We start from the raw sequence: 18,085 nt of genomic DNA on the forward strand, positions 1-18,085 counted from the left end.
GGATATTTAAATATGATGTTGGAATGCCTTATTACTCATTGTTTGCACAAGAGACCATTATATATCAAAACCAATCATATTTTCAGCAATTTCGGCAAATGAATCTTCCTGTTCAGTCACATATGTATCCCAAATTGCCTTATCCCATAACTCGATCCGATTTGATACTCCGATAACAACACACTCTTTTTCAAGCTTTGCATAGTGCAAAAGCGGTGCTGCTAAATTAATGCGGCCTTGCTTATCAAGCTCGCATTCAACAGCCCCTGAAAAGAAAAACCGGGTGAACGCACGTGCATCTTTTTTTGTTAACGGGAGAGCTTTAAGCTTATCTTCGATCAATTTCCATTCACTCATTGGATAACCGAACAAACATTGATCAAGTCCTCTTGTGATGACGAAAGTTTCTCCGAGTTCTTCCCGGAACTTGGCAGGAACAATCATGCGGCCTTTTGCATCAATCGTATGATGATATTCACCCATGAACATGTCCGTCGCCCCACTTTCTTTCTCTCAGTCACCACTTCCCCCCACTTCTCCCCACTTCTTATTCTACACGTTCTTTTCATAAAAAAAAACCCTGTATTCCACAGGATTTCAGAAAATCGTTATTTAAATTTTGACAATTTTATGTTGATTGTTAAAAGAATAGCGAAGCTGCACGATTTCGTCTAAAAAATTTGGACCGTATTTATTCAAATAGTAGTAAATATTCCACGTTCTCTCCTGAAAACCGTCATTAGGCTTAAGAGATTTCCCGATTCTTGTGAATTTTTCCATTTCCACCTGATGTTTTTGTTGAATCTTCTTGTCGATATGAGAATCCAGTAAATCGAGCTGAGCTTGAATAAAATACGCGTTTTTCATTAAAAACGGCTCCAGGCTTTTGTCAATTGTCATAGCCGACTCGCGAAGTTCACGGTGAATCTGTTCAAATTGCTTTTTGGTGTCTTCAATTTTTGGTGACATACAGGACGGTTCTCTTTTGGCTACCCATTCTTCACGAGTTTTTTCAACACCTCGAGTAAAAACATCTTCAATCCCCATCTCCACATCCATTATGTCTGTTTCAATTGAGCGTTCCAAAATGGTGATGTTCAGTCTTGGAACGACAGGCGGCATTTCAACATTCAAAACTTGAAACACTTTCTTCAATTCCGCCCAATAAGCAAGCTCCCCTGGTCCTGCAATAAATGCAAGGGTCGGCAGGAGACATTCCTGCATTAACGGTCTTGTGACAACATTATTGCTCAGCCTTTCAGGACATTGTTCAGCAAGGTGCCTCAGTTCCTCTTCAGAAAACGTTACGTTATCTTCCACTGAAAATGTTTTATCTTCTGAACGCAAAAGCAAAGAGCGTTCATGATTATCATGATGATAAAACAGATTGGCACTGTTCTTTTCTGATGCAATGATAGGCTGATAGCCCGCTTTTTTTATCAATTCCTGCTGTGCTTCAAGCGCTTCTGACATTTCTTCATTTTTTCTGATGAACTGCTGGAAAAATGGCGATTCTATCTTTCTCAGATCAGGATCGGCTGAGTTCATCAAAACAAGTCCGTAGTCAGAAAACATTTCATATGTAAGCTTTTCAAAAAATTGAGTATACGTTTTTGAAGTACTTAATGTTTGTTTGAGACTTTCCATCAGCATGTTTGAATAATCAGTTTCACCGAAGGTTTCAAAAACGGAGCAGATCCAATTCCAGCATTCCTTCTGATCAAGCTCTTTATGAAAAACAGGAATTTTTTCAGATTGCGTGTGTTTGATCGCTTTCTTTTTTATGACTTGATTTTGCGATACAAATAAATGATTGATTTCCGCAAAATCATGGTCCTCGCCTGCAACCCAGAAAACCGGGATGACGGGAACAGAAAGCTCTGCTTCCTGCTGCTTTGATAGGACGAGAATGGAAATAATCTTATGTATTGTATAAAGCGGCCCTGTAAGCAAACCTGCCTGCTGCCCCCCGACTACTACAAGACTCTCAGGCTGTTTAAGACGTTCAATGTTTTCGGTCACTGCAGCATTCTCAGGGAAATGTTTACGGTGATAGGATAAAAGGTAATCCGATAATTCTTCCCTTGCAAACGTTCTATTTTTTAAATCGTTCATTCTCTTTTCATAGACATCATGATTTGTAATTTTGTAATCAAAGTAATCCACCGTATTTAACCTTGCATGAACCAAATCTTCCACAAGGCGGTTCGTGTGGCGAAGGGAGAGTTCAGTAATCTCCATTAGTGTAACTTCCTTTCCGGGTTATGTAAGCTTCCGAGAAGAGTATAGCATTTATTGCACCGAAAATAAAAAAAGTTTGCCTGAGATCTTACAGATACTCAAGGATTCCGGAAATGATTCCATATACAGTAAGAAACGTCGAGAGCGGCAGCAAAAGTAAAAAGGAGAAACGCCAGCATTTTTTAAATGCAATGGTTAATGTAATGGACGATTGTGATTTGATCAGGATAAGCAGAACAGTAAACAAGATGAGGAGGCAGATGAAAAATAAGCCGCCGTAAAAAACAGTTTGTGATAATGTAAGCAATTTGAAGTAAATTGAGAATATAAATAAAACCACGCAAATGTCCGCAGCAAGCAGCAAGGCTCTTTTTTTGCTGCTAGTCATAACAATAAAAAGAAGAAACAGAAGGAAAAAACTAAGCAGCGGAAGTGTAACAGCAAATGCAAAAATACTGATCATAGAATCGATTATAATCATCCTTCCATTCCCCTGATGGCCTGATATAAGAAATGCAGTACAGGAACTTCAAGCTTTTCAGCTTTTGCCTGATTGATTAAAAAGCCAATGATTCCATCAATCTCTGTCTTTCTGCCTTCTTCTATATCTTTCAGCATAGATGACCGATTTTGAGCCGTGTTTCTGCATATATCCATGACATGCTCCCATTCTTCTTGGCCTTTCTGAAACGCCAGAACTTTCACCGCTTCATGAAATACGCTTTCTGTCATTTTATTATACATCGGATTTGAAGCAAGCTCGCCATTTGGCACCCGCAATAAAGCAGTAAGAGGATTTATGCAGGCATTCACAAGCAGCTTCCGGGACATCATTTCGTTCCAGCCTCTAACATATTCAAATGGAAAATGCTCCATTTGCATTTGCAGGATAGGCAGCTCTTTTAAACGATCTTCAGAATAAAGCGGACTGACCTTAATGCAGCCCAATCCTGTATGCTTAACACTGTTGTCACTCAGTTTTAATGCGCCATGCTCTACAGTTCCCACAAAAATGCGGTGTCCTTTCAGTGTTTGAAGCAAAGGGATATGATCCATGCCATTCTGCAAAAAAAGCACCATTTTGGACGGACTCGTTTTTAAGGCATCAAAGATAGAATCCAGCTGATATTGTTTGACCGTTACAATTAGAAGAGGTTCTTTATAGGAGGGGCTGTCTTCTGCTCTGAGGTTATTTGTTATCTTCTCACGACAATCTCCCCGCACGAGGGTTATTCCTGAATCGTTGATAAGACCTGCTTGCTCTTTGCGTCTTGTATACAATGTCACTTCATGATATTTGCTTAAATATGCGGCACTGAGTAATCCGACTGCTCCTGAACCGATAATTCCTATCTCCATAAGCGCATCCCACCGTTTTCCCTTAATTCTTTAATGATACCAAAGAAAAGAAGTATTTCCCATATATAACTACCAGGAATTAAGAAAAGCGGAATCGCCCGTTTAGCTCAGTCATGACAGATAAGGATCCGCAAGTTAAGGCGCTTTTTGCCAATACTTTCGGATCCGTTCTGGCCGAGGAATTGGGCGATGGAGCCCGACATCAAAGCGCCAAATTTTATCCTTTCCTAACCATTAAGAAAAGCCAGCTCTGAAAGCTGGCTTTACCTCCTGCATTATACCGGATAAACCGGATGCTTCCGTTCGCTGAATGAAAGCTGTTTTGTTTCATATAAAGAGAAACGGGAAATAAGTTCCTCTCTTAGGTCATCTGCGGAAACAATGTCATCGACTATCATTTCAGATGCAAGCTTATAAATATCGATGTTCTCTTTATATTCCTGCTGTTTTTGAAGGACAAATTTCATTCTCTCCTTCGGATCTTCAATTTCATTGATTTTATTTGAATAAATCGCATTAACTGCAGCTTCAGGCCCCATAACAGCAATTTGAGCTGTAGGAAGAGCAATTACGCAATCCGTTTCAAACGCCGGTCCTGCCATTGCATAAAGGCCGGCACCGTATGCTTTTCTGACGATAACCGAAATCTTTGGAACTGTAGCAGAGCTCATGGCCGCAATCATCTTAGCGCCATGGCGGATAATTCCCGCTCTTTCTACCTTTGTGCCAATCATGAAGCCAGGCACATCCGCAAGGAACAACAGTGGAATATGAAACGCATCCGCAAGCTGCATAAACTTCGCTGCTTTGTCTGCTGAATCTACGAACAATACTCCGCCTTTAACCCGGGGCTGATTGGCAATGACCGCAACAACTTTACCGTCCATCCGGGCAAATCCTGTAATGATTTCCGGTGCGAATAAGCGTTTTATTTCAAAAAAGCTTCCTTCGTCTATAAGAGAGTCAATGCACTCATACATATCAAATGGTGCATTCTGATTTTCCGGGACAATTTCAGACAGCCTTCTGCCCTGCTTTGGAGCAACTGCTTCAACTGTCATCGAAGCATGCTGATAATTTTGCGGAAAGTAAGTTAAATATCTTCTAGCCTCTAATATAGCGTCTTCTTCTGTTTTTACAAGAACATCCCCGCATCCGCTCACAGAGCAGTGCATTCTCGCTCCGCCCATTTCTTCAAGGCTGACTTTTTCACCGATGACTTTTTCTGCCATTCGAGGAGATCCCAAATACATGGAGGCATTTCCTTCGACCATGATCACAATGTCACAAAATGCCGGGATGTATGCTCCTCCTGCTGCTGATGGACCAAATAGCAGACAGATTTGGGGGATCATCCCTGACAATTTAACCTGGTTATAAAAGATCTTTCCTGCACCGCGGCGATTTGGGAACATATCAATCTGATCTGTAATTCTTGCTCCGGCTGAATCTACCAGATAAAGCAAGGGAACTTTTAATTTTTCAGCTGTTTCCTGGATACGGATGATTTTTTCGACCGTTCTTGCCCCCCAAGAGCCAGCTTTGATTGTAGAATCATTTGCCATCACGCAAACAGTTTGATTATTGATTTTCCCGATGGCCGTAACAACACCGTCTGATGGCAGGTCGCCTGCCTGGTTATTCGCAAATTTCCCATCCTCTGTGTACTTTCCATTATCGAATAGACGGTTTAGTCTCTCTCTTACAAACAATTTCCCCTGCTGCTGCAGCTTTTCATGATATTTAGGGTGTCCGCCGGACTCAATTTCTGCTGTCTTTTCTTTAAGGATTTTGACCAATTCATCCGTTTTCAACATTGGAAATACCTCCTCTTTACGCATTTAAAATAATTAATACATCGCCCTCGTTAACAAAATCGCCCGTTTCGGCTTTTACTTCTTCCACAACACCATTTTGCGGGCTGTCTAAAGGTATTTCCATTTTCATTGATTCAAGCATGATCACATCTTGTCCTGCCGTTACTTCGTCCCCTGCTGCCACTAATACATTCAATACCGTTCCTGCCATACTTGCTTTAATTTCGATCATGTTTAAAATCCTCCATTCTTGATGTGGTGAAGCAAATTGATTATTTTCAAACTCTGACTTATGCGAAAACAGCTGTCTGTAAAAAGGATGTGCTGTATCTTCCGCGGTTAAATTGTTCATTCGATAAAATATTAATAAATAAAGGAAGGTTAGTTTTAATTCCCTCGATTTTCATATCATTTAAAAATGTCCTTGCTTTTTCAATGGTCTCTTCCCGGCTATTTCCGTTTACAATAATTTTTGCCACCAGCGGGTCATAAAAAGGCGTGACAGTATTGCCTTCTTCATAGGCAATATCCACAACCACCCCATTCATTTTACTGAATGTAAACGCTTTAATTAAACCGGGTGACGGAATGAATTTCACCGGATCTTCGGCGTATAGTCTGAATTGAATAGAATGACCGTTTTTCGTAATTTCCTCCTGTGTAAAAGGAAGCGCGTTTCCTTCCGCCGTGCGGATTTGCAGCTCTACAAGATCAAGGCCTGTCACGCCTTCTGTCACCCTGTGCTCGACTTGCAGTCTAGTATTCATTTCAAGGAAATAAAAGTTTTCTTTATCATCTACAATAAACTCGATCGTTCCTGCATTTATGTATCCTACATGCTTTGCTGCTGCAATAGCAGCTTCGCACATTTTGGCCCTTGTCTCATCAGACAGGTGCGGAGATGGAGATTCTTCGACCACTTTTTGGTTTCTGCGCTGAACAGAGCAGTCACGCTCGAACATGTGCACAACATTTCCGTGATGATCTCCAAATAATTGAATTTCAATGTGCCTTGCATCTGCAATGAATTTTTCTATAAAAACCTCATCATTTCCGAAGTATGCTTTTGCTCTTGTTTTCGTTGAGTCAAAACATTTTATCAGAGCCGCTTCATCGTCACACCGCTGCATGCCGATCCCGCCGCCTCCGCCGCTTGCTTTAAGCATCACCGGATATCCGATTTCCCCTGCAAAGGAGCAGGCGTCCTCAACAGCAGAAATACCTGTAACACTTCCTGGCACAACTGGCACGAGGGCTTCCTTCATGGTTTTTCTAGCAGCAACTTTATCTCCCATAAGAGCCATTGTCTCTGCATCAGGACCAATAAACTTAATGCCCTTTTCTTCTGCCGCCTGAGCAAACTCCGTATTTTCAGATAAGAATCCATAACCCGGATGAATGCCATCCACTTGTTCCCTGACGGCAATATTTAAAATTTCATCCTTTAATAAATAGGACTTCGCTACAGGAGCTTCCCCTATTCTAAAGGCATAGTCTGCTTCTTTAACAAATGGCAGCTCCGCATCGGCATCAGAAAAAATGACGACTGTTTCAATCCCCATTTTTTTGCATGTTTGGATAATCCGAAGCGCAATTTCTCCCCGGTTTGCTATTAAAATCTTCTTCAATTTCTCCCCTCCCAAGGTGTAAAAGAATATCCCCACAGAGTACATTTCTTCATAAACTTTAAATTTCCTGCTTTAAAATGAAAACGCTCACGAAACTCTTTTCTAATCTTCTCTGCGTGGTATAATAGATGTAAGTTTTAAAATGTTGTTAAGATTTTGTATTCTTATCTTAAACCTGCATGATAAACAACCATCAGAGGCTGCAAGGGGGAAAAACAATGTTTAAGGTAGAAAAACTGCTTATTAATTATAAAACATTAGAGGAATTTAAAAAGTTTAAAGAATACGGACTGCAGGAGCTGTCCATGCTGGATGATCTTCAGGATAACATTATCGAAAATGACAGCAATTCACCATTTTACGGCATCTACTTTGGCGAAAAGCTCGTTGCCCGCATGAGCCTTTACCGCGTCGATAAAAAGTTCGATGAATATTTCGACCCAAAACAGGATTATTTGGAGCTTTGGAAGCTTGAAGTGCTTCCTGATTATAAGCGCAAAGGCTATGGCACGGCACTTGTTGAATATGCAAAATCTTTCGGTGTTCCGATCAAAACCAATCCAAGAGTAAAGTCGGGTGAATTCTGGTCAAGAATGGGATTTGAGTCCGTGACATATGACATGGATCGCGATAAAGGGGAAAACCCTCTTGTCTGGTATCCTGAAGGCGTTTCCGAACAAAAAGGAGAACCCGCTTAAAAAAATGTTCAGTTAAATAAAAGAATGACCGCTCAAGCGGTCATTCTTTTATTTTTCAGCTCTTTCGAGATTTCCATTGCGGTCTACCTGAAACTTCACCTTGCGGCTGCGTTCATCATCTCTCAAAACAGCCATATTTCTTGCACGTTCCATCATCTCAATCAGCATCATATAATCTTCCTCTACGAGCTTCAGATTACTGTGGATGGTCTCTTTTTCAGCCTGCAATTTTTCAACTTGCTGCTCAAGATGGGTTACTTTCTTACTTAGTTTTTCATTTTCGCTTTTTAATTCTGCTGCGCTGCCTGAATTTTCATAGGTTTTTAAAAACGAAATCACTTCATGAAAAGTCAGGGATCCGTATGCTTCTTTCTTCTGCGGTTCAATCTCCAAAGAAGGCTTAACCAGGTCAGCTGATTCTTCCTGCTCTTGTTTGCGGATTTTCTTTCGCTGAGCTTTTGCCATTTCAATTGCTGATTTGTACTGCTTTCTCACATAAGAATTCCAGCGGAATCCGCATGCTGCAGCCGTTCTTGATAACTTTTGCCCTACTTCTTCAAACGCTGCAAGCTGCGTGCCGCCTTCACGAATCTGTCTGAGAACTATTTCAGCGAGCATCAAATCCTCATCCTGAGTCCAGGCATCCTGACGTGTAGTCGTCATAACTCTTCCCCCTAATGCGCATTTTTTACATACATATGCGCCTGCTAGAATAGATAGACTACCGAACGTGACAGAATTCCCAGGGATACAAGCTGTTTTTTCACTGCCTACTTTTGAAAGAATTTCCTGACAGCATTCAAGTGTTCTTCGCCTGCCCAAAGCTCTGCACACTTGGCGATTTCTTCTTGCATTCTTTTTTCCAGACCCGAGCTGACCCATTTATTAATCTGACCTTTTTTATACGCTCTAATCACATCAGGATAAGGGATAAGAGCCTTTCTTATGTACTCATAAGCATCTGTTTCAAATGTATCAGAATGAAAAACATCCGAAGCAAATCCAAGTTCTTTTGCCTTATGTGCATTTATTTTCTCTCCGCTTGTGAGCATGTATAAGGCCTTATCATGCTGCATTTTTTCAAACAGCATCGCACTTCCGCCCCAGCCGGTAGTAATCGCTTGATTTCCCTGAATAAATCCTAGTGAAGCTTCTTCATTTACTAGTCTGAAATCAGCTGAAGCAGCTATTTCCATTCCTCCCCCTACAGCCGTTCCATTTATCAGAGCAAATGTCGGCACAGGAAGAGTCATGATTCTGTATAATAGATTCCCCATTTTAGAGAGCATATACAGAGCTTCTTCAGCAGTGGTGATATTCCCGAAAACAGAAAGATCACCGCCTGAACAAAACGCCTTGCTGCCGCTGCCTGTTATGACTGCAGCGAGCAGTCTCTCATTGCCTTCTGCTCCAGTCAAAATCGCTTCTAATTCATTCATCACATCATAATCAATTGCATTTCTGCGCTCCGGCCGGTTAATTTTAATCTCTAATATCCCGTTTCTCTCGCTTGCTGATACTTTTCCCACTTTAATCCCCCTAAAGAAATAGATGAATACCTTTTATTTTATAGAAAGGGCTGGATAAGCACTAGAGCATATTATTATTAATCTTCATAAAAAAAACGCAAGGATCAGAGATCCTTGCGTTTTTAATGAAGTTATTATTTGCTAACAACTTCTTTTCCTTTGTATGTTCCACATTCTTTACATACACGGTGAGCTAATTTAACTTCACCACAGTTTGGGCATGCTACCATACCAGGCACTTGCAATTTGAAGTGTGTACGACGTAGTCTTTTTCTTGTTTTAGAAGTTCTTCTAAAAGGTACAGCCATTATTCCCACCTCCTTACAGAGTTTCATTAAAACTTTGTGTTTAAAACAGCCTATATATAAGTGCTAAACAATAGCATTAGCTGTCTTGATCATCGAAGAATTTCGATAAGCCGGCAAGTCTCGGGTCAATCTTGTTTTTGTTATCTTCTTCAGAGATAACTTTCCAATCTTTTCCCTCTTGCGGGGCAGCCTGATCATTTCCTTCAACAGAATCGCTAAAAACCTGCATCGGTACTTCCAAAAGTATGTTTTCTTTAATAACAGGTATTAAGTCAACGATATCTTCTTGAACGTGATGGACATCTTCCTCCATCTCGAAGTCGGCATTCGGTTTTAATAAGAACGTTTCAGTTGTATGAATTTCGAACGGAAATGGAACATCCACTAGCGTTCTTGCACAAGGGAGAATCATCGTGCCAGTCAGCGTCAAATGAAAAGTTGCTTTAGAAGAGCCAAGATCTGCTCTGCCTTTTACTGAAACAGGTGAAATTTCACGGATTTCAGAAAGCGCGCCTTTCATATCTGTCAATTGGACGGTTTCATCAATTTGCAGTCCCTTGTTTTGCAGTTGGTTCAGTTGATTAATAGACCATTTCATATGGTATCACCTCAAGGCAACAAAGGTAATTATAGCTTTCGCAATAATATTTGTCAATATTTTTTCTTTACAGTGTTTAGTATACATGAATATTGTTTTAATGCAAAATGTTCTCGCTGATTTTAAAGGTTTTTCAGCCATTTTTATTGCAGAAACTTGACTTCGTGAACCCCACGTTTCATGATTTAATTAGAAAAATAATGAAAAAAATAAATCAGGGAGGAATGTTCTTGAAAGCAGTCGGGCTAGTAGTTGAATATAATCCATTTCATAATGGGCATCTCTATCACCTTCAGGCTTCTAAAGAAAAGGCGGAAGCAGATACAGTCATTGCTGTAATGAGCGGCCATTTTTTGCAGCGCGGCGAGCCTGCACTTGTCTCGAAATGGAGCCGGGCGAAAATGGCCCTGCAGCAGGGAGCAGATCTTGTCGTTGAACTGCCATATTCATTTGCGACCCAAAAAGCAGAAATTTTCGCAGATGGGGCCATCTCCATACTGGATGCCTTAAAATGCAATTCCGTTTGCTTTGGAAGTGAAAATGGAGAAATCACGCCTTTCCTTGAGACGGCAAAGACACTTGCAGACCTTGATTCAGACTATCAGGATGCTATTAAGTATTATATGAAACAGGGAATAAGTTATCCAAGTGCCCAGACAAGGGCCTATCAGTCACTGGACACAGGCGGACATACACTTGATTTATCGATGCCAAACAACATTTTAGGCTATCATTATGTTAAAGCTATTCAGAAACAGGGCTCTGCCATATTCCCCCTTACGATTAAACGGACATCCGCAGGCTACCATGATGAAGAATTTAATGAAACCTCCATTGCAAGTGCGACAAGCATACGCAAGGCTATCTTTTCAGAAGAAAACAAAGATATTCAATCATTTGTACCTGAAACCACCTGGGTCAATTTACAAAAGTATAAACATGATTTTGACACCTTTCATCAATGGGAAGATTACTTTGGATTTCTTAAATATACAATCTGCACGATGACGCATGATGAACTGAAGCAGATTTATGAAGTCGAAGAAGGCCTTGAAAACCGGGTGAAATCGCTCATTCATAAGGCTGCAACTTTTAAAGATTTTATGGAGCAGCTGAAAACAAAACGGTACACATGGACAAGACTTCAGCGGCTTTGTCTTCATATTTTAACTAGAACGACCAAAGATCAAATGAAGCTTGATGATAAAGGAGCCCCTTATTTAAGACTGCTGGGCATGTCTTCACAGGGGCGGGCTTATTTAAACAGCATAAAGAAAACGGTTGATAAACCGATCGTTTCAACTTTGTCTGCATTCAGCCACCCGCTCCTTGATCTGGATATAAAAGCAGCATCAGTGTATGGCATGGTTTTTCCTGAACCGATCCGTTCTCAATTTATGCACAGCGAATATTCAACAAGACCTATTCAATACAACGAAGCAGAAAAACTGTTTTTGTAGGCTGCTTAAAATAAAAAGTGACTTCGCAATGAAGTCACCTTTTTATTTTTCTTTTAATTTTTTTAGATAAGCTACAGCATCATCAAATGTGTCGATCGGCACAATTTTCATATCCGTGTCAATCTCTTCGGCCGTTGCAGCGGCTTCTTTATAATTGGAGGCAGCAATGCCATTTTGATTCGGCGCAAAAAAGATCTCTGCACCCGATTTATCTGCTGCTACAATTTTCTGCGAGATCCCGCCAATTGGACCGACTGTTCCTTTTTCATCAATCGTCCCGGTGCCTGCAATATGATAGCCTTTTGTATAATCTTCCTTTGTCAGCTGATTATAAATTTCAAGTGTCATCATTAATCCTGCAGATGGTCCGCCAATATTGCTTGTATCAAGCGAAATCTCAGGCTCTGTTATTAGTTCTCTGTCCGTTACAAGAGAGATTCCGATCCCGACTTTGTTTTTGTTATCCGGAAACTGGGCCGCTGTTATTTCCGTTTTGCCTTCTTTTCCATTCCGGTCATATGTAATATCTATCTTATCGCCTTTTTTCTTTTGGCTGACGTATGCGATAAATTCTTCTGCCGTTTTAAATTCTTTTCCGTCGACTCTGAAAATGCGGTCTCCGGTTTTAAGTTTGCCCTCTGACGGCATCCCTTCAACAACCTGCATGACATAAATGCCGTGGAATTTGTAGTCCACTTTTTTGCCTGCCTTTTCATACGCTAATGAAACAGCAGATTCCTGAGAAGATTCCATCATATGCATTTGTCTATTTAAATAATCATCATCTGATTCACCTTCTTGAACGACATCTTCAAGCGGCAAAAGCTCATGATATGGAAGGACATTTGCGAGAACGTAGGAAAATAGATTTGCCCTTCCAAAACCGACGGTTGTCAGCGAAAAACTTCCTTCTTCATCATATCCGCCATCCACTTCTATAATCGGCTCTAGCTCAGTTGCCATGCCCGGCTTTGTTACATAATAAGGGAGTTTAATAAAATTCAGGACCGCAGCGAGGATTACTCCTATTAAAATGGCTCTGACTACTTTGTTATTCTTCATCTTGCTGTGACCCCTTCCAACTTTCAATCAGCTCTTTTATTTCGAAAACATGCTTTCTTGCTTCGTTTTCACCAATCTCAATGATTTCTTTTATGTTTTTAAATGCTCTTGAACTATATTGCTCTACATGCGGCCGAATCATAATATCGGAGGCAATTTTGCGGTGATGGACAAGCTCATCCTGCATAATATCAAGGCTCTGCAGAATGACATCAAAAATGGACGTGATTTCTTCCGTCTTTTTCACATGGGAAACATCTACTGCAATGACAAGGTCAGCTCCCATCTCTTTTACAACCGAAACAGGAATCCGGTCAATCACTCCGCCGTCAATGAGAAGCTTTCCATCAATTTTTTCAGGAACAAATATACCGGGAATGGCAATGCTTGCCCTCACTGCATCAGCAACCGGCCCTTTTGTAAAGACCACTTTTTTTCCTTCGTATAAATCTGTCGCTACTATGGACAGCGGAATATCCAAGTCTTCTATATGCTTGCCTCTTGTGAACACCTTTATAAAATCCTTAACGCGGTTTCCTGCAATAAAGCCCATTTTGGGCACAGTAAAATCCAAATAATATTTGCGTTTAAATAATGTAGCAAGCTTATATAAATGCTCAAATCCGAGCCCTGTCGCATAAAAACTGCCAACCAGTGCACCCATGCTGCTTCCGGCAATCATGCTGATCTGAATACCCTCTTCACTTAATACCTTCAATACTCCGAGATGAGCAAAACCGCGTGCTCCGCCGGATCCCAAGGCGAGACCAATTTTAGGTTCTCTTTTCAAAGAGATGCCTCCTCTAATGTCAATTCATCCGTTAGTCAATTCTATGGTCTAAAATGGTCCCCTATTCTCGTATATTGAACTATCAAAGAGTGTACAACCCTGCGGAAAAGTTTGACTATATTTTATCATTATCCGCTTTAAAAAGTATAGAAAGAAGCAAGAGGGGGACATATTTTGAACGCAGCTAAATTAAAAACACTTCTGCTTGGATTTTCATTGATGATCCTTGCGTTTGCTATGATTATCAGCCCCAAAGTTTCCTATACTGCTTCTAAAGCAGGGCTTGAGCTTTGGTGGGGGGTGGTTTTCCCGTCTTTGCTGCCCTTTTTCATCCTTTCCCATCTGCTGATCGGATTTGGGATTGTCAGGTTCATTGGTGTGCTTTTAGAACCGGTGATGAGACCCCTGTTTAAAGTTCCGGGAATCGGGGGCTTTGTCTGGGCAATGGGATGGGCATCCGGCTCCCCTGCAGGCGCAAAGCTGACGGCAGAGATGCGAAAAAAAAAGCAGCTGACGGCTCTTGAAGCTGAGAGGCTCGTGTCCTTCACGAATTCTTCTAATCCGTTATTTATTTTCGGAGCCGTCGCGATTGGATTTTTCAATAATCAGGCTCTTGGCCTTCTGCTAGCTGCTGCTCATTATACCGGAAACCTGGCCGTAGGACTGACCATGAGGTTTCATGGACGCGAACTGGAGAAGCCGATAAAAACAGACTATAAAAGACCGTCTGTCAGAGAAGCTTTCAAACAGATGCATCAGACCCGGACGGATGACACAAGGCCGATCGGAAAAATGCTTGGCGACGCTGTACTCTCATCAATTCAAACCCTGCTTATGGTTGGCGGATTCATTATTTTATTTTCTGTTTTAAATAAACTCTTATCCCTTTTATCGATTACAGATTTTATTGCTGTCGCATTCTCTTTATTGCTTGCTCTTTTTAAATTATCTGCTGAACTCAGCGTTCCGCTTGTATCAGGCATGTTTGAGATGACACTCGGCAGCAAGCTTGCAAGTACAGCAAGTGCCGATCTGCTGCAAAAAGCGATTGTGACAAGCTTTTTGCTTGGCTTCAGCGGGCTGTCGATTCAGGCTCAGGTTGCAAGCATCCTTGCAGAGACGGACATCCGTTTTCGCCCGTTTTTTATCGCCCGAATACTGCAGGGAGTATACGCCGCCTTCTTCGCCTGGATCTTCTGGAAGCCTGTTTATTTGGAGCTTTCCGGCTCAAATGTATCAGTTCTTCCGGTTTTTCTCACAGAGGATACTCCAGTTCTTCTAGCGTACATCTGGAGCCTGCTGACTGAAATTGGACCGATGATTACGATCATCTCTTTGCTTATATACATTTTCATCTATGCAGGCCGGGTTATTTCAAGGAATTAGCTTAAGCAAGCAGAGCCAAAATTGGAATATCAGTGTGTTCATAAAATTCACCTGCTAATTTATCCGTTTTTTAATTTTTATCATCATATAAAAAAGTGACCTCTTAGAACGCATTCACGCCAAGGAGGTCACTTTTTTCATCTGTTAAATTTCTGTTTTAACGCATTTTCAACTGCTTTTGGAACAAGTTCTGAAATATCGCCGCGGTATTTGGCCACTTCTTTTACGATACTCGAGCTTAAAAATGAATATTGGTTGTTTGTCATCATGAATAAGGTTTCTACGTTAGGATCAAGCACCCTGTTCATGGAGGTAATCTGCATTTCATATTCAAAATCTGAAACCGCGCGCAGCCCTCTCAAAATCGTGCTTGCATTCTTGCTGTTTGCATACTCAATTAATAGACCCTTAAAGGATTCAACCACAACATTCGGCATATCCTTTGTCACTTCCATTAAGAGCTCACAGCGCTCATCCACATTAAACAATGGGTTTTTTGATGAATTATTCAGCACACAAACATACACCTTATCAAATACTTTTGCCCCGCGTTTAATAATATCCAAATGTCCGTACGTCACAGGATCAAAGCTTCCCGGACAAACAGCAATGCTTGCCATTTTACTCCCCCGTCCCTTGTTCTTTATGTATATAGATGGACACAGCGCTAATACCATAGGATTCATAGCGGGAGAGCTTATAAGAGCCAATCTCATCCGGCAATGTAATCCCGGCATCATGTTCAGCCACGATAATGCCCCCATCTTCCACTAAACGAAATGAATCAATCAATTCGATAAGCGCTTTCAATTTTTGTTGCTTGTACGGAGGATCCAAAAAGATCAACTTAAAGGACAGCTCTCTTTTCGCAATGGCTTTTAATGCTCTCTCTGCATCATTGCGGTAGACCTCTGCCTGACTTTGAAAATGACAGGCTTCTAAATTCTTATGTATGGTTGCAACTGCTTTCGCTTCCCGGTCGACAAAGATGCATTTATCAATTCCTCTGCTTAAAGCTTCGATTCCAAGACCGCCGCTTCCCCCAAACAAATCGACTGCAAGACCCCCGTCGAAATATGGGCCGATAATATTAAAGATTGATTCTTTCACTTTATCAGTTGTCGGGCGTGTCGACATGCCCGGCACCGCTTTTAATGGCCGCCCTTTACAGCTGCCTGATACTACTCTCATCTTTCTCACCACTGTTATTTTGTCTTTACTGCTAGAATTTAGCCTGTTTTATCGTATCACAGAGCGTGGACAGAGACAATATTGAAAAGCGGGTCTTACTCTTTCCTTCACGCTTGCGGAAACAGGATTTCGCTCGCATGGAGCTGCAGTAAGGTGTGCTTAATACCTAAAATGACGGATAATATGGACACATACTTAAGAGCTTTGAATGACGTCCATAAAAAAACCCCGCAGGAAACCTGCAGGGTCCTTCTAATCCAAAAAAAGAGACTTTTTTTGGGCAGAAGGCAAAGGGAGAGGAGAAACCGGAGGAAGAACTTATGGGGAAACGTAAGTCTTCTCCGCGGTTGGCAACAACATCTTCGATTCGATGTTGTTACTATACATTATCCACCAATCGAGTTCACACTATACATTTCTATAAACTTTTTTCTTGATAAAAAATAGGTCATCATCTATCTAACTGATTTTAAACATGTTACATTATGATGAGAAAGAAAGAACAGGAGGAATTCAGTTTGATACAGCGCTTTATCGAACTTGGAGCCGGCTATTCGGATCTGTATGAATTAATCGAAACCACACAGGCGAATGCTCATCGTGTTTCAAGATTTTTAATCCTTAATACAACGATTAACGAAAGAAACATGTCATCATTTGCAGTCACGATGAACCCGACTGACCCTGGTCAATTCCAGGCCATCTACCTTTGCCTTGAAGGTATTTCCGCAGGAGAAAGCAAACGCCGTGAATTATTTGAAGATCTTGCAAAAAAACTTGAGAAATCAATTATAGAACTTGACGTCAAATCTTCTTCTCAATTTGCCGAAAAAGAATTGTATTTTCAATACCTCACAGGAATCCTGAGAATGAACAGGTATTTGCCGCCTTGGCAATAAGAAAAGCGGAATCGCCCGTTCTGGCCGAGGAGTTGGGCGATGGAGCTGGACAATAACGAAAAGCGGAACCGCCCGGTTAGCGCAGGCAGACAGATAAGGATCCGACAGGAAAGGCGCTTTTTGCCTTTCTTGGCGGATCCGTTCTGGCCGAGGAGTTGGGCGGTGGAGCTAGACAATACGAAAAGCGGAGCCGCCTGTTTAGCCCAGGCATGACAGATAAGAATCCGCCTGCCAAAATCCCTCAACGTGAATACATAAAAAAAGCGCAATCCTAAAAAGGATTGCGCTTTTCTTCTAAAGACCAAGTTTATAGTCATATTCTTTTGCTTTATCGATTTTTGATTCAAATTCCAATTTAAGAAAGGGCTTATATGACGGTTCAGCGTGCTTTACAAATGAAAAAGATGACACCTTCTCTATTGTATGTTCAACATGTTCCATGTCACAATATAAGACAACATACTTTAATTTTTTGGATACGTAATGGATGTTTCCGAATTTACGGAGCATTTTAATTTGCTTTAAGGAATGCATCCAGATGATAATGCCTTGACGCTTATCAAACATCATAAATAATCTCCCTTTTTATATTCTCCACTTGAAGTGTACCAATTTTCTAATTTTTTTACAATACGCACTATGAAAACCTTTCTGCATAAGGAGCTGATTGCTGTGAGCCTGAGTCAGACTGTCCAATTATTTATAGATAGAATGAACGAAGATGAAAATCTTACATGCTGGATAAAAAAGTCTGCCGGTATTCCGTTTCTCTATGTTCAGATGAATTTCGCAGAATCACTTGCTCACATTAAGCTCAAGATTGAGAAAGAATGCCGTTATGCTATGAATGGGAAACGGCTTACGTTTGAATGCATCTTTGTCAGGGAAGACACGAACCTATATGTATTCAGGCACCGGTTTTATGTGCCTCAGGAAAAAATGTTCTGCTGCGGCAATTTGTGCGAGGACTGTATCCGTCTTAAGAAAAGCGCAAGCGGCCATTAAGTTCAGACAGATAATGTTCCTGAAGAAAAGACGTCTTTATGACTTTACCGGAGGAGCTGTTCTGAATGAGGATTTGACCTAGTGAGCTGGACACTTTTTCACAGTAAAAAAGGA

The 18,085-nt window shown here is 41.1% G+C and carries 21 protein-coding genes; 5 read left to right on the forward strand and 16 right to left on the reverse strand.

From position 1 onward, the window contains the following. Positions 1-57: 57 nt before the first annotated feature. From mraZ to ABEQ24_RS13915, 7 genes are all read right to left on the reverse strand, one after another. Positions 58-489, reverse strand: coding sequence for a division/cell wall cluster transcriptional repressor MraZ (gene mraZ / locus ABEQ24_RS13885; RefSeq protein ID WP_430007340.1), 432 nt, complete (start codon positions 487-489; stop codon positions 58-60). Positions 490-612: 123 nt separating this feature from the next. Next, entirely contained in the window at positions 613-2,241 is a 1,629-nt protein-coding gene (gene bshC / locus ABEQ24_RS13890) for a bacillithiol biosynthesis cysteine-adding enzyme BshC (RefSeq protein ID WP_430007341.1), read from the reverse strand. Positions 2,242-2,329: 88 nt separating this feature from the next. Next, the gene (locus tag ABEQ24_RS13895) at positions 2,330-2,722 is read right to left on the reverse strand and encodes a DUF3397 family protein (RefSeq protein WP_430007342.1); all 393 of its coding nucleotides are present in this window, start codon (positions 2,720-2,722) and stop codon (positions 2,330-2,332) included. Then, entirely contained in the window at positions 2,719-3,600 is an 882-nt protein-coding gene (locus tag ABEQ24_RS13900) for a 2-dehydropantoate 2-reductase (RefSeq protein WP_430007343.1), read from the reverse strand. Before ABEQ24_RS13900 ends, ABEQ24_RS13895 begins: the two co-directional genes overlap by 4 nt. 275 nt (positions 3,601-3,875) lie before the next feature. Further along, complete coding sequence (locus tag ABEQ24_RS13905) at positions 3,876-5,417, reverse strand: acyl-CoA carboxylase subunit beta (RefSeq protein WP_430007344.1); 1,542 nt, start codon at positions 5,415-5,417, stop codon at positions 3,876-3,878. 16 nt (positions 5,418-5,433) lie between these two features. After that, a complete protein-coding gene (locus ABEQ24_RS13910; protein WP_430007345.1) occupies positions 5,434-5,649 on the reverse strand; it encodes an acetyl-CoA carboxylase biotin carboxyl carrier protein subunit in 216 nt (71 codons plus the stop codon). A 58-nt stretch (positions 5,650-5,707) separates the two neighbouring features. After that, the gene (locus ABEQ24_RS13915; RefSeq protein WP_430007346.1) at positions 5,708-7,045 is read right to left on the reverse strand and encodes an acetyl-CoA carboxylase biotin carboxylase subunit; all 1,338 of its coding nucleotides are present in this window, start codon (positions 7,043-7,045) and stop codon (positions 5,708-5,710) included. Positions 7,046-7,263: 218 nt separating this feature from the next. Here ABEQ24_RS13915 and ABEQ24_RS13920 point away from each other — a divergent pair, with 218 nt between their 5' ends. Further along, positions 7,264-7,743 carry an N-acetyltransferase gene (locus ABEQ24_RS13920; protein WP_430007347.1) on the forward strand — a complete coding sequence of 160 codons (480 nt, stop codon included), beginning with the start codon at positions 7,264-7,266 and terminating at the stop codon, positions 7,741-7,743. A 48-nt stretch (positions 7,744-7,791) separates the two neighbouring features. On the opposite strand, the gene ABEQ24_RS13925 is transcribed toward ABEQ24_RS13920, so the two are convergent. The 4 genes from ABEQ24_RS13925 to ABEQ24_RS13940 form a co-directional block, all read right to left on the reverse strand. Beyond that, positions 7,792-8,406, reverse strand: a complete 615-nt coding sequence (locus ABEQ24_RS13925; RefSeq protein WP_430007348.1) for an RsfA family transcriptional regulator — start codon at positions 8,404-8,406, stop codon at positions 7,792-7,794. A gap of 107 nt (positions 8,407-8,513) precedes the next feature. Continuing rightward, positions 8,514-9,272: an enoyl-CoA hydratase/isomerase family protein gene (locus ABEQ24_RS13930; protein WP_430007349.1), complete on the reverse strand. Its 759-nt coding sequence runs from the start codon at positions 9,270-9,272 to the stop codon at positions 8,514-8,516. Between the two features lie 134 nt (positions 9,273-9,406). Continuing rightward, the gene (gene rpmF / locus ABEQ24_RS13935) at positions 9,407-9,580 is read right to left on the reverse strand and encodes a 50S ribosomal protein L32 (RefSeq protein ID WP_029285043.1); all 174 of its coding nucleotides are present in this window, start codon (positions 9,578-9,580) and stop codon (positions 9,407-9,409) included. A 76-nt stretch (positions 9,581-9,656) separates the two neighbouring features. Then, positions 9,657-10,178 (reverse strand): YceD family protein, encoded by a 522-nt coding sequence (locus ABEQ24_RS13940; RefSeq protein ID WP_070879066.1) that lies wholly within the window; start codon positions 10,176-10,178, stop codon positions 9,657-9,659. A gap of 230 nt (positions 10,179-10,408) precedes the next feature. On the opposite strand from ABEQ24_RS13940, the gene ABEQ24_RS13945 reads away from it, so the two are divergent. Continuing rightward, a complete protein-coding gene (locus ABEQ24_RS13945; protein ID WP_430007350.1) occupies positions 10,409-11,638 on the forward strand; it encodes a nucleotidyltransferase in 1,230 nt (409 codons plus the stop codon). A gap of 42 nt (positions 11,639-11,680) precedes the next feature. Here the strand turns inward: ABEQ24_RS13945 and ABEQ24_RS13950 are convergent, their stop codons facing one another. Continuing rightward, positions 11,681-12,700 carry a SepM family pheromone-processing serine protease gene (locus tag ABEQ24_RS13950; protein ID WP_430007351.1) on the reverse strand — a complete coding sequence of 340 codons (1,020 nt, stop codon included), beginning with the start codon at positions 12,698-12,700 and terminating at the stop codon, positions 11,681-11,683. After that, positions 12,690-13,490 (reverse strand): patatin-like phospholipase family protein, encoded by an 801-nt coding sequence (locus ABEQ24_RS13955; RefSeq protein ID WP_430007352.1) that lies wholly within the window; start codon positions 13,488-13,490, stop codon positions 12,690-12,692. Before ABEQ24_RS13955 ends, ABEQ24_RS13950 begins: the two co-directional genes overlap by 11 nt. Before the next feature lie 174 nt (positions 13,491-13,664). On the opposite strand from ABEQ24_RS13955, the gene ylbJ reads away from it, so the two are divergent. Next, positions 13,665-14,876, forward strand: coding sequence for a sporulation integral membrane protein YlbJ (ylbJ, locus tag ABEQ24_RS13960; RefSeq protein ID WP_430007353.1), 1,212 nt, complete (start codon positions 13,665-13,667; stop codon positions 14,874-14,876). 137 nt (positions 14,877-15,013) lie between these two features. On the opposite strand, the gene coaD is transcribed toward ylbJ, so the two are convergent. After that, positions 15,014-15,496: a pantetheine-phosphate adenylyltransferase gene (gene coaD / locus ABEQ24_RS13965; protein WP_070879061.1), complete on the reverse strand. Its 483-nt coding sequence runs from the start codon at positions 15,494-15,496 to the stop codon at positions 15,014-15,016. 1 nt (position 15,497) lies between these two features. Next, complete coding sequence (gene rsmD, locus ABEQ24_RS13970; RefSeq protein ID WP_430007354.1) at positions 15,498-16,067, reverse strand: 16S rRNA (guanine(966)-N(2))-methyltransferase RsmD; 570 nt, start codon at positions 16,065-16,067, stop codon at positions 15,498-15,500. Between the two features lie 518 nt (positions 16,068-16,585). Between rsmD and ABEQ24_RS13975 the strand changes: the two genes are divergently transcribed. After that, positions 16,586-16,966 (forward strand): DUF7147 family protein, encoded by a 381-nt coding sequence (locus ABEQ24_RS13975; protein ID WP_430007355.1) that lies wholly within the window; start codon positions 16,586-16,588, stop codon positions 16,964-16,966. A 294-nt stretch (positions 16,967-17,260) separates the two neighbouring features. Here the strand turns inward: ABEQ24_RS13975 and ABEQ24_RS13980 are convergent, their stop codons facing one another. Continuing rightward, the gene (locus ABEQ24_RS13980) at positions 17,261-17,533 is read right to left on the reverse strand and encodes a YlbG family protein (protein WP_070879159.1); all 273 of its coding nucleotides are present in this window, start codon (positions 17,531-17,533) and stop codon (positions 17,261-17,263) included. A 105-nt stretch (positions 17,534-17,638) separates the two neighbouring features. Here ABEQ24_RS13980 and ABEQ24_RS13985 point away from each other — a divergent pair, with 105 nt between their 5' ends. Beyond that, complete coding sequence (locus ABEQ24_RS13985) at positions 17,639-17,971, forward strand: hypothetical protein (RefSeq protein WP_430007356.1); 333 nt, start codon at positions 17,639-17,641, stop codon at positions 17,969-17,971. Positions 17,972-18,085 lie beyond the last annotated feature (114 nt).

Origin of the sequence: Metabacillus idriensis (assembly GCF_050483325.1) — a bacterium.
GTDB classification, from domain to species: domain Bacteria; phylum Bacillota; class Bacilli; order Bacillales; family Bacillaceae; genus Bacillus_P; species Bacillus_P idriensis_A.

Excerpts from the sequence above, each read along its gene's own strand:
- ABEQ24_RS13925 (WP_430007348.1), bottom strand. The coding sequence starts at position 8,406 with ATGACGACTACACGTCAGGATGCCTGGACTCAGGATGAGGATTTGATG.
- mraZ (WP_430007340.1), bottom strand. The coding sequence starts at position 489 with ATGTTCATGGGTGAATATCATCATACGATTGATGCAAAAGGCCGCATG.
- rpmF (WP_029285043.1), bottom strand. The coding sequence starts at position 9,580 with ATGGCTGTACCTTTTAGAAGAACTTCTAAAACAAGAAAAAGACTACGT.
- ABEQ24_RS13895 (WP_430007342.1), bottom strand. The coding sequence starts at position 2,722 with ATGATTATAATCGATTCTATGATCAGTATTTTTGCATTTGCTGTTACA.
- bshC (WP_430007341.1), bottom strand. The coding sequence starts at position 2,241 with ATGGAGATTACTGAACTCTCCCTTCGCCACACGAACCGCCTTGTGGAA.
- ABEQ24_RS13905 (WP_430007344.1), bottom strand. The coding sequence starts at position 5,417 with ATGTTGAAAACGGATGAATTGGTCAAAATCCTTAAAGAAAAGACAGCA.
- rsmD (WP_430007354.1), bottom strand. The coding sequence starts at position 16,067 with ATGAGAGTAGTATCAGGCAGCTGTAAAGGGCGGCCATTAAAAGCGGTG.
- ABEQ24_RS13940 (WP_070879066.1), bottom strand. The coding sequence starts at position 10,178 with ATGAAATGGTCTATTAATCAACTGAACCAACTGCAAAACAAGGGACTG.
- ABEQ24_RS13920 (WP_430007347.1), top strand. The coding sequence starts at position 7,264 with ATGTTTAAGGTAGAAAAACTGCTTATTAATTATAAAACATTAGAGGAA.
- ABEQ24_RS13950 (WP_430007351.1), bottom strand. The coding sequence starts at position 12,700 with ATGAAGAATAACAAAGTAGTCAGAGCCATTTTAATAGGAGTAATCCTC.
- coaD (WP_070879061.1), bottom strand. The coding sequence starts at position 15,496 with ATGGCAAGCATTGCTGTTTGTCCGGGAAGCTTTGATCCTGTGACGTAC.
- ABEQ24_RS13910 (WP_430007345.1), bottom strand. The coding sequence starts at position 5,649 with ATGATCGAAATTAAAGCAAGTATGGCAGGAACGGTATTGAATGTATTA.
- ABEQ24_RS13980 (WP_070879159.1), bottom strand. The coding sequence starts at position 17,533 with ATGTTTGATAAGCGTCAAGGCATTATCATCTGGATGCATTCCTTAAAG.
- ABEQ24_RS13900 (WP_430007343.1), bottom strand. The coding sequence starts at position 3,600 with ATGGAGATAGGAATTATCGGTTCAGGAGCAGTCGGATTACTCAGTGCC.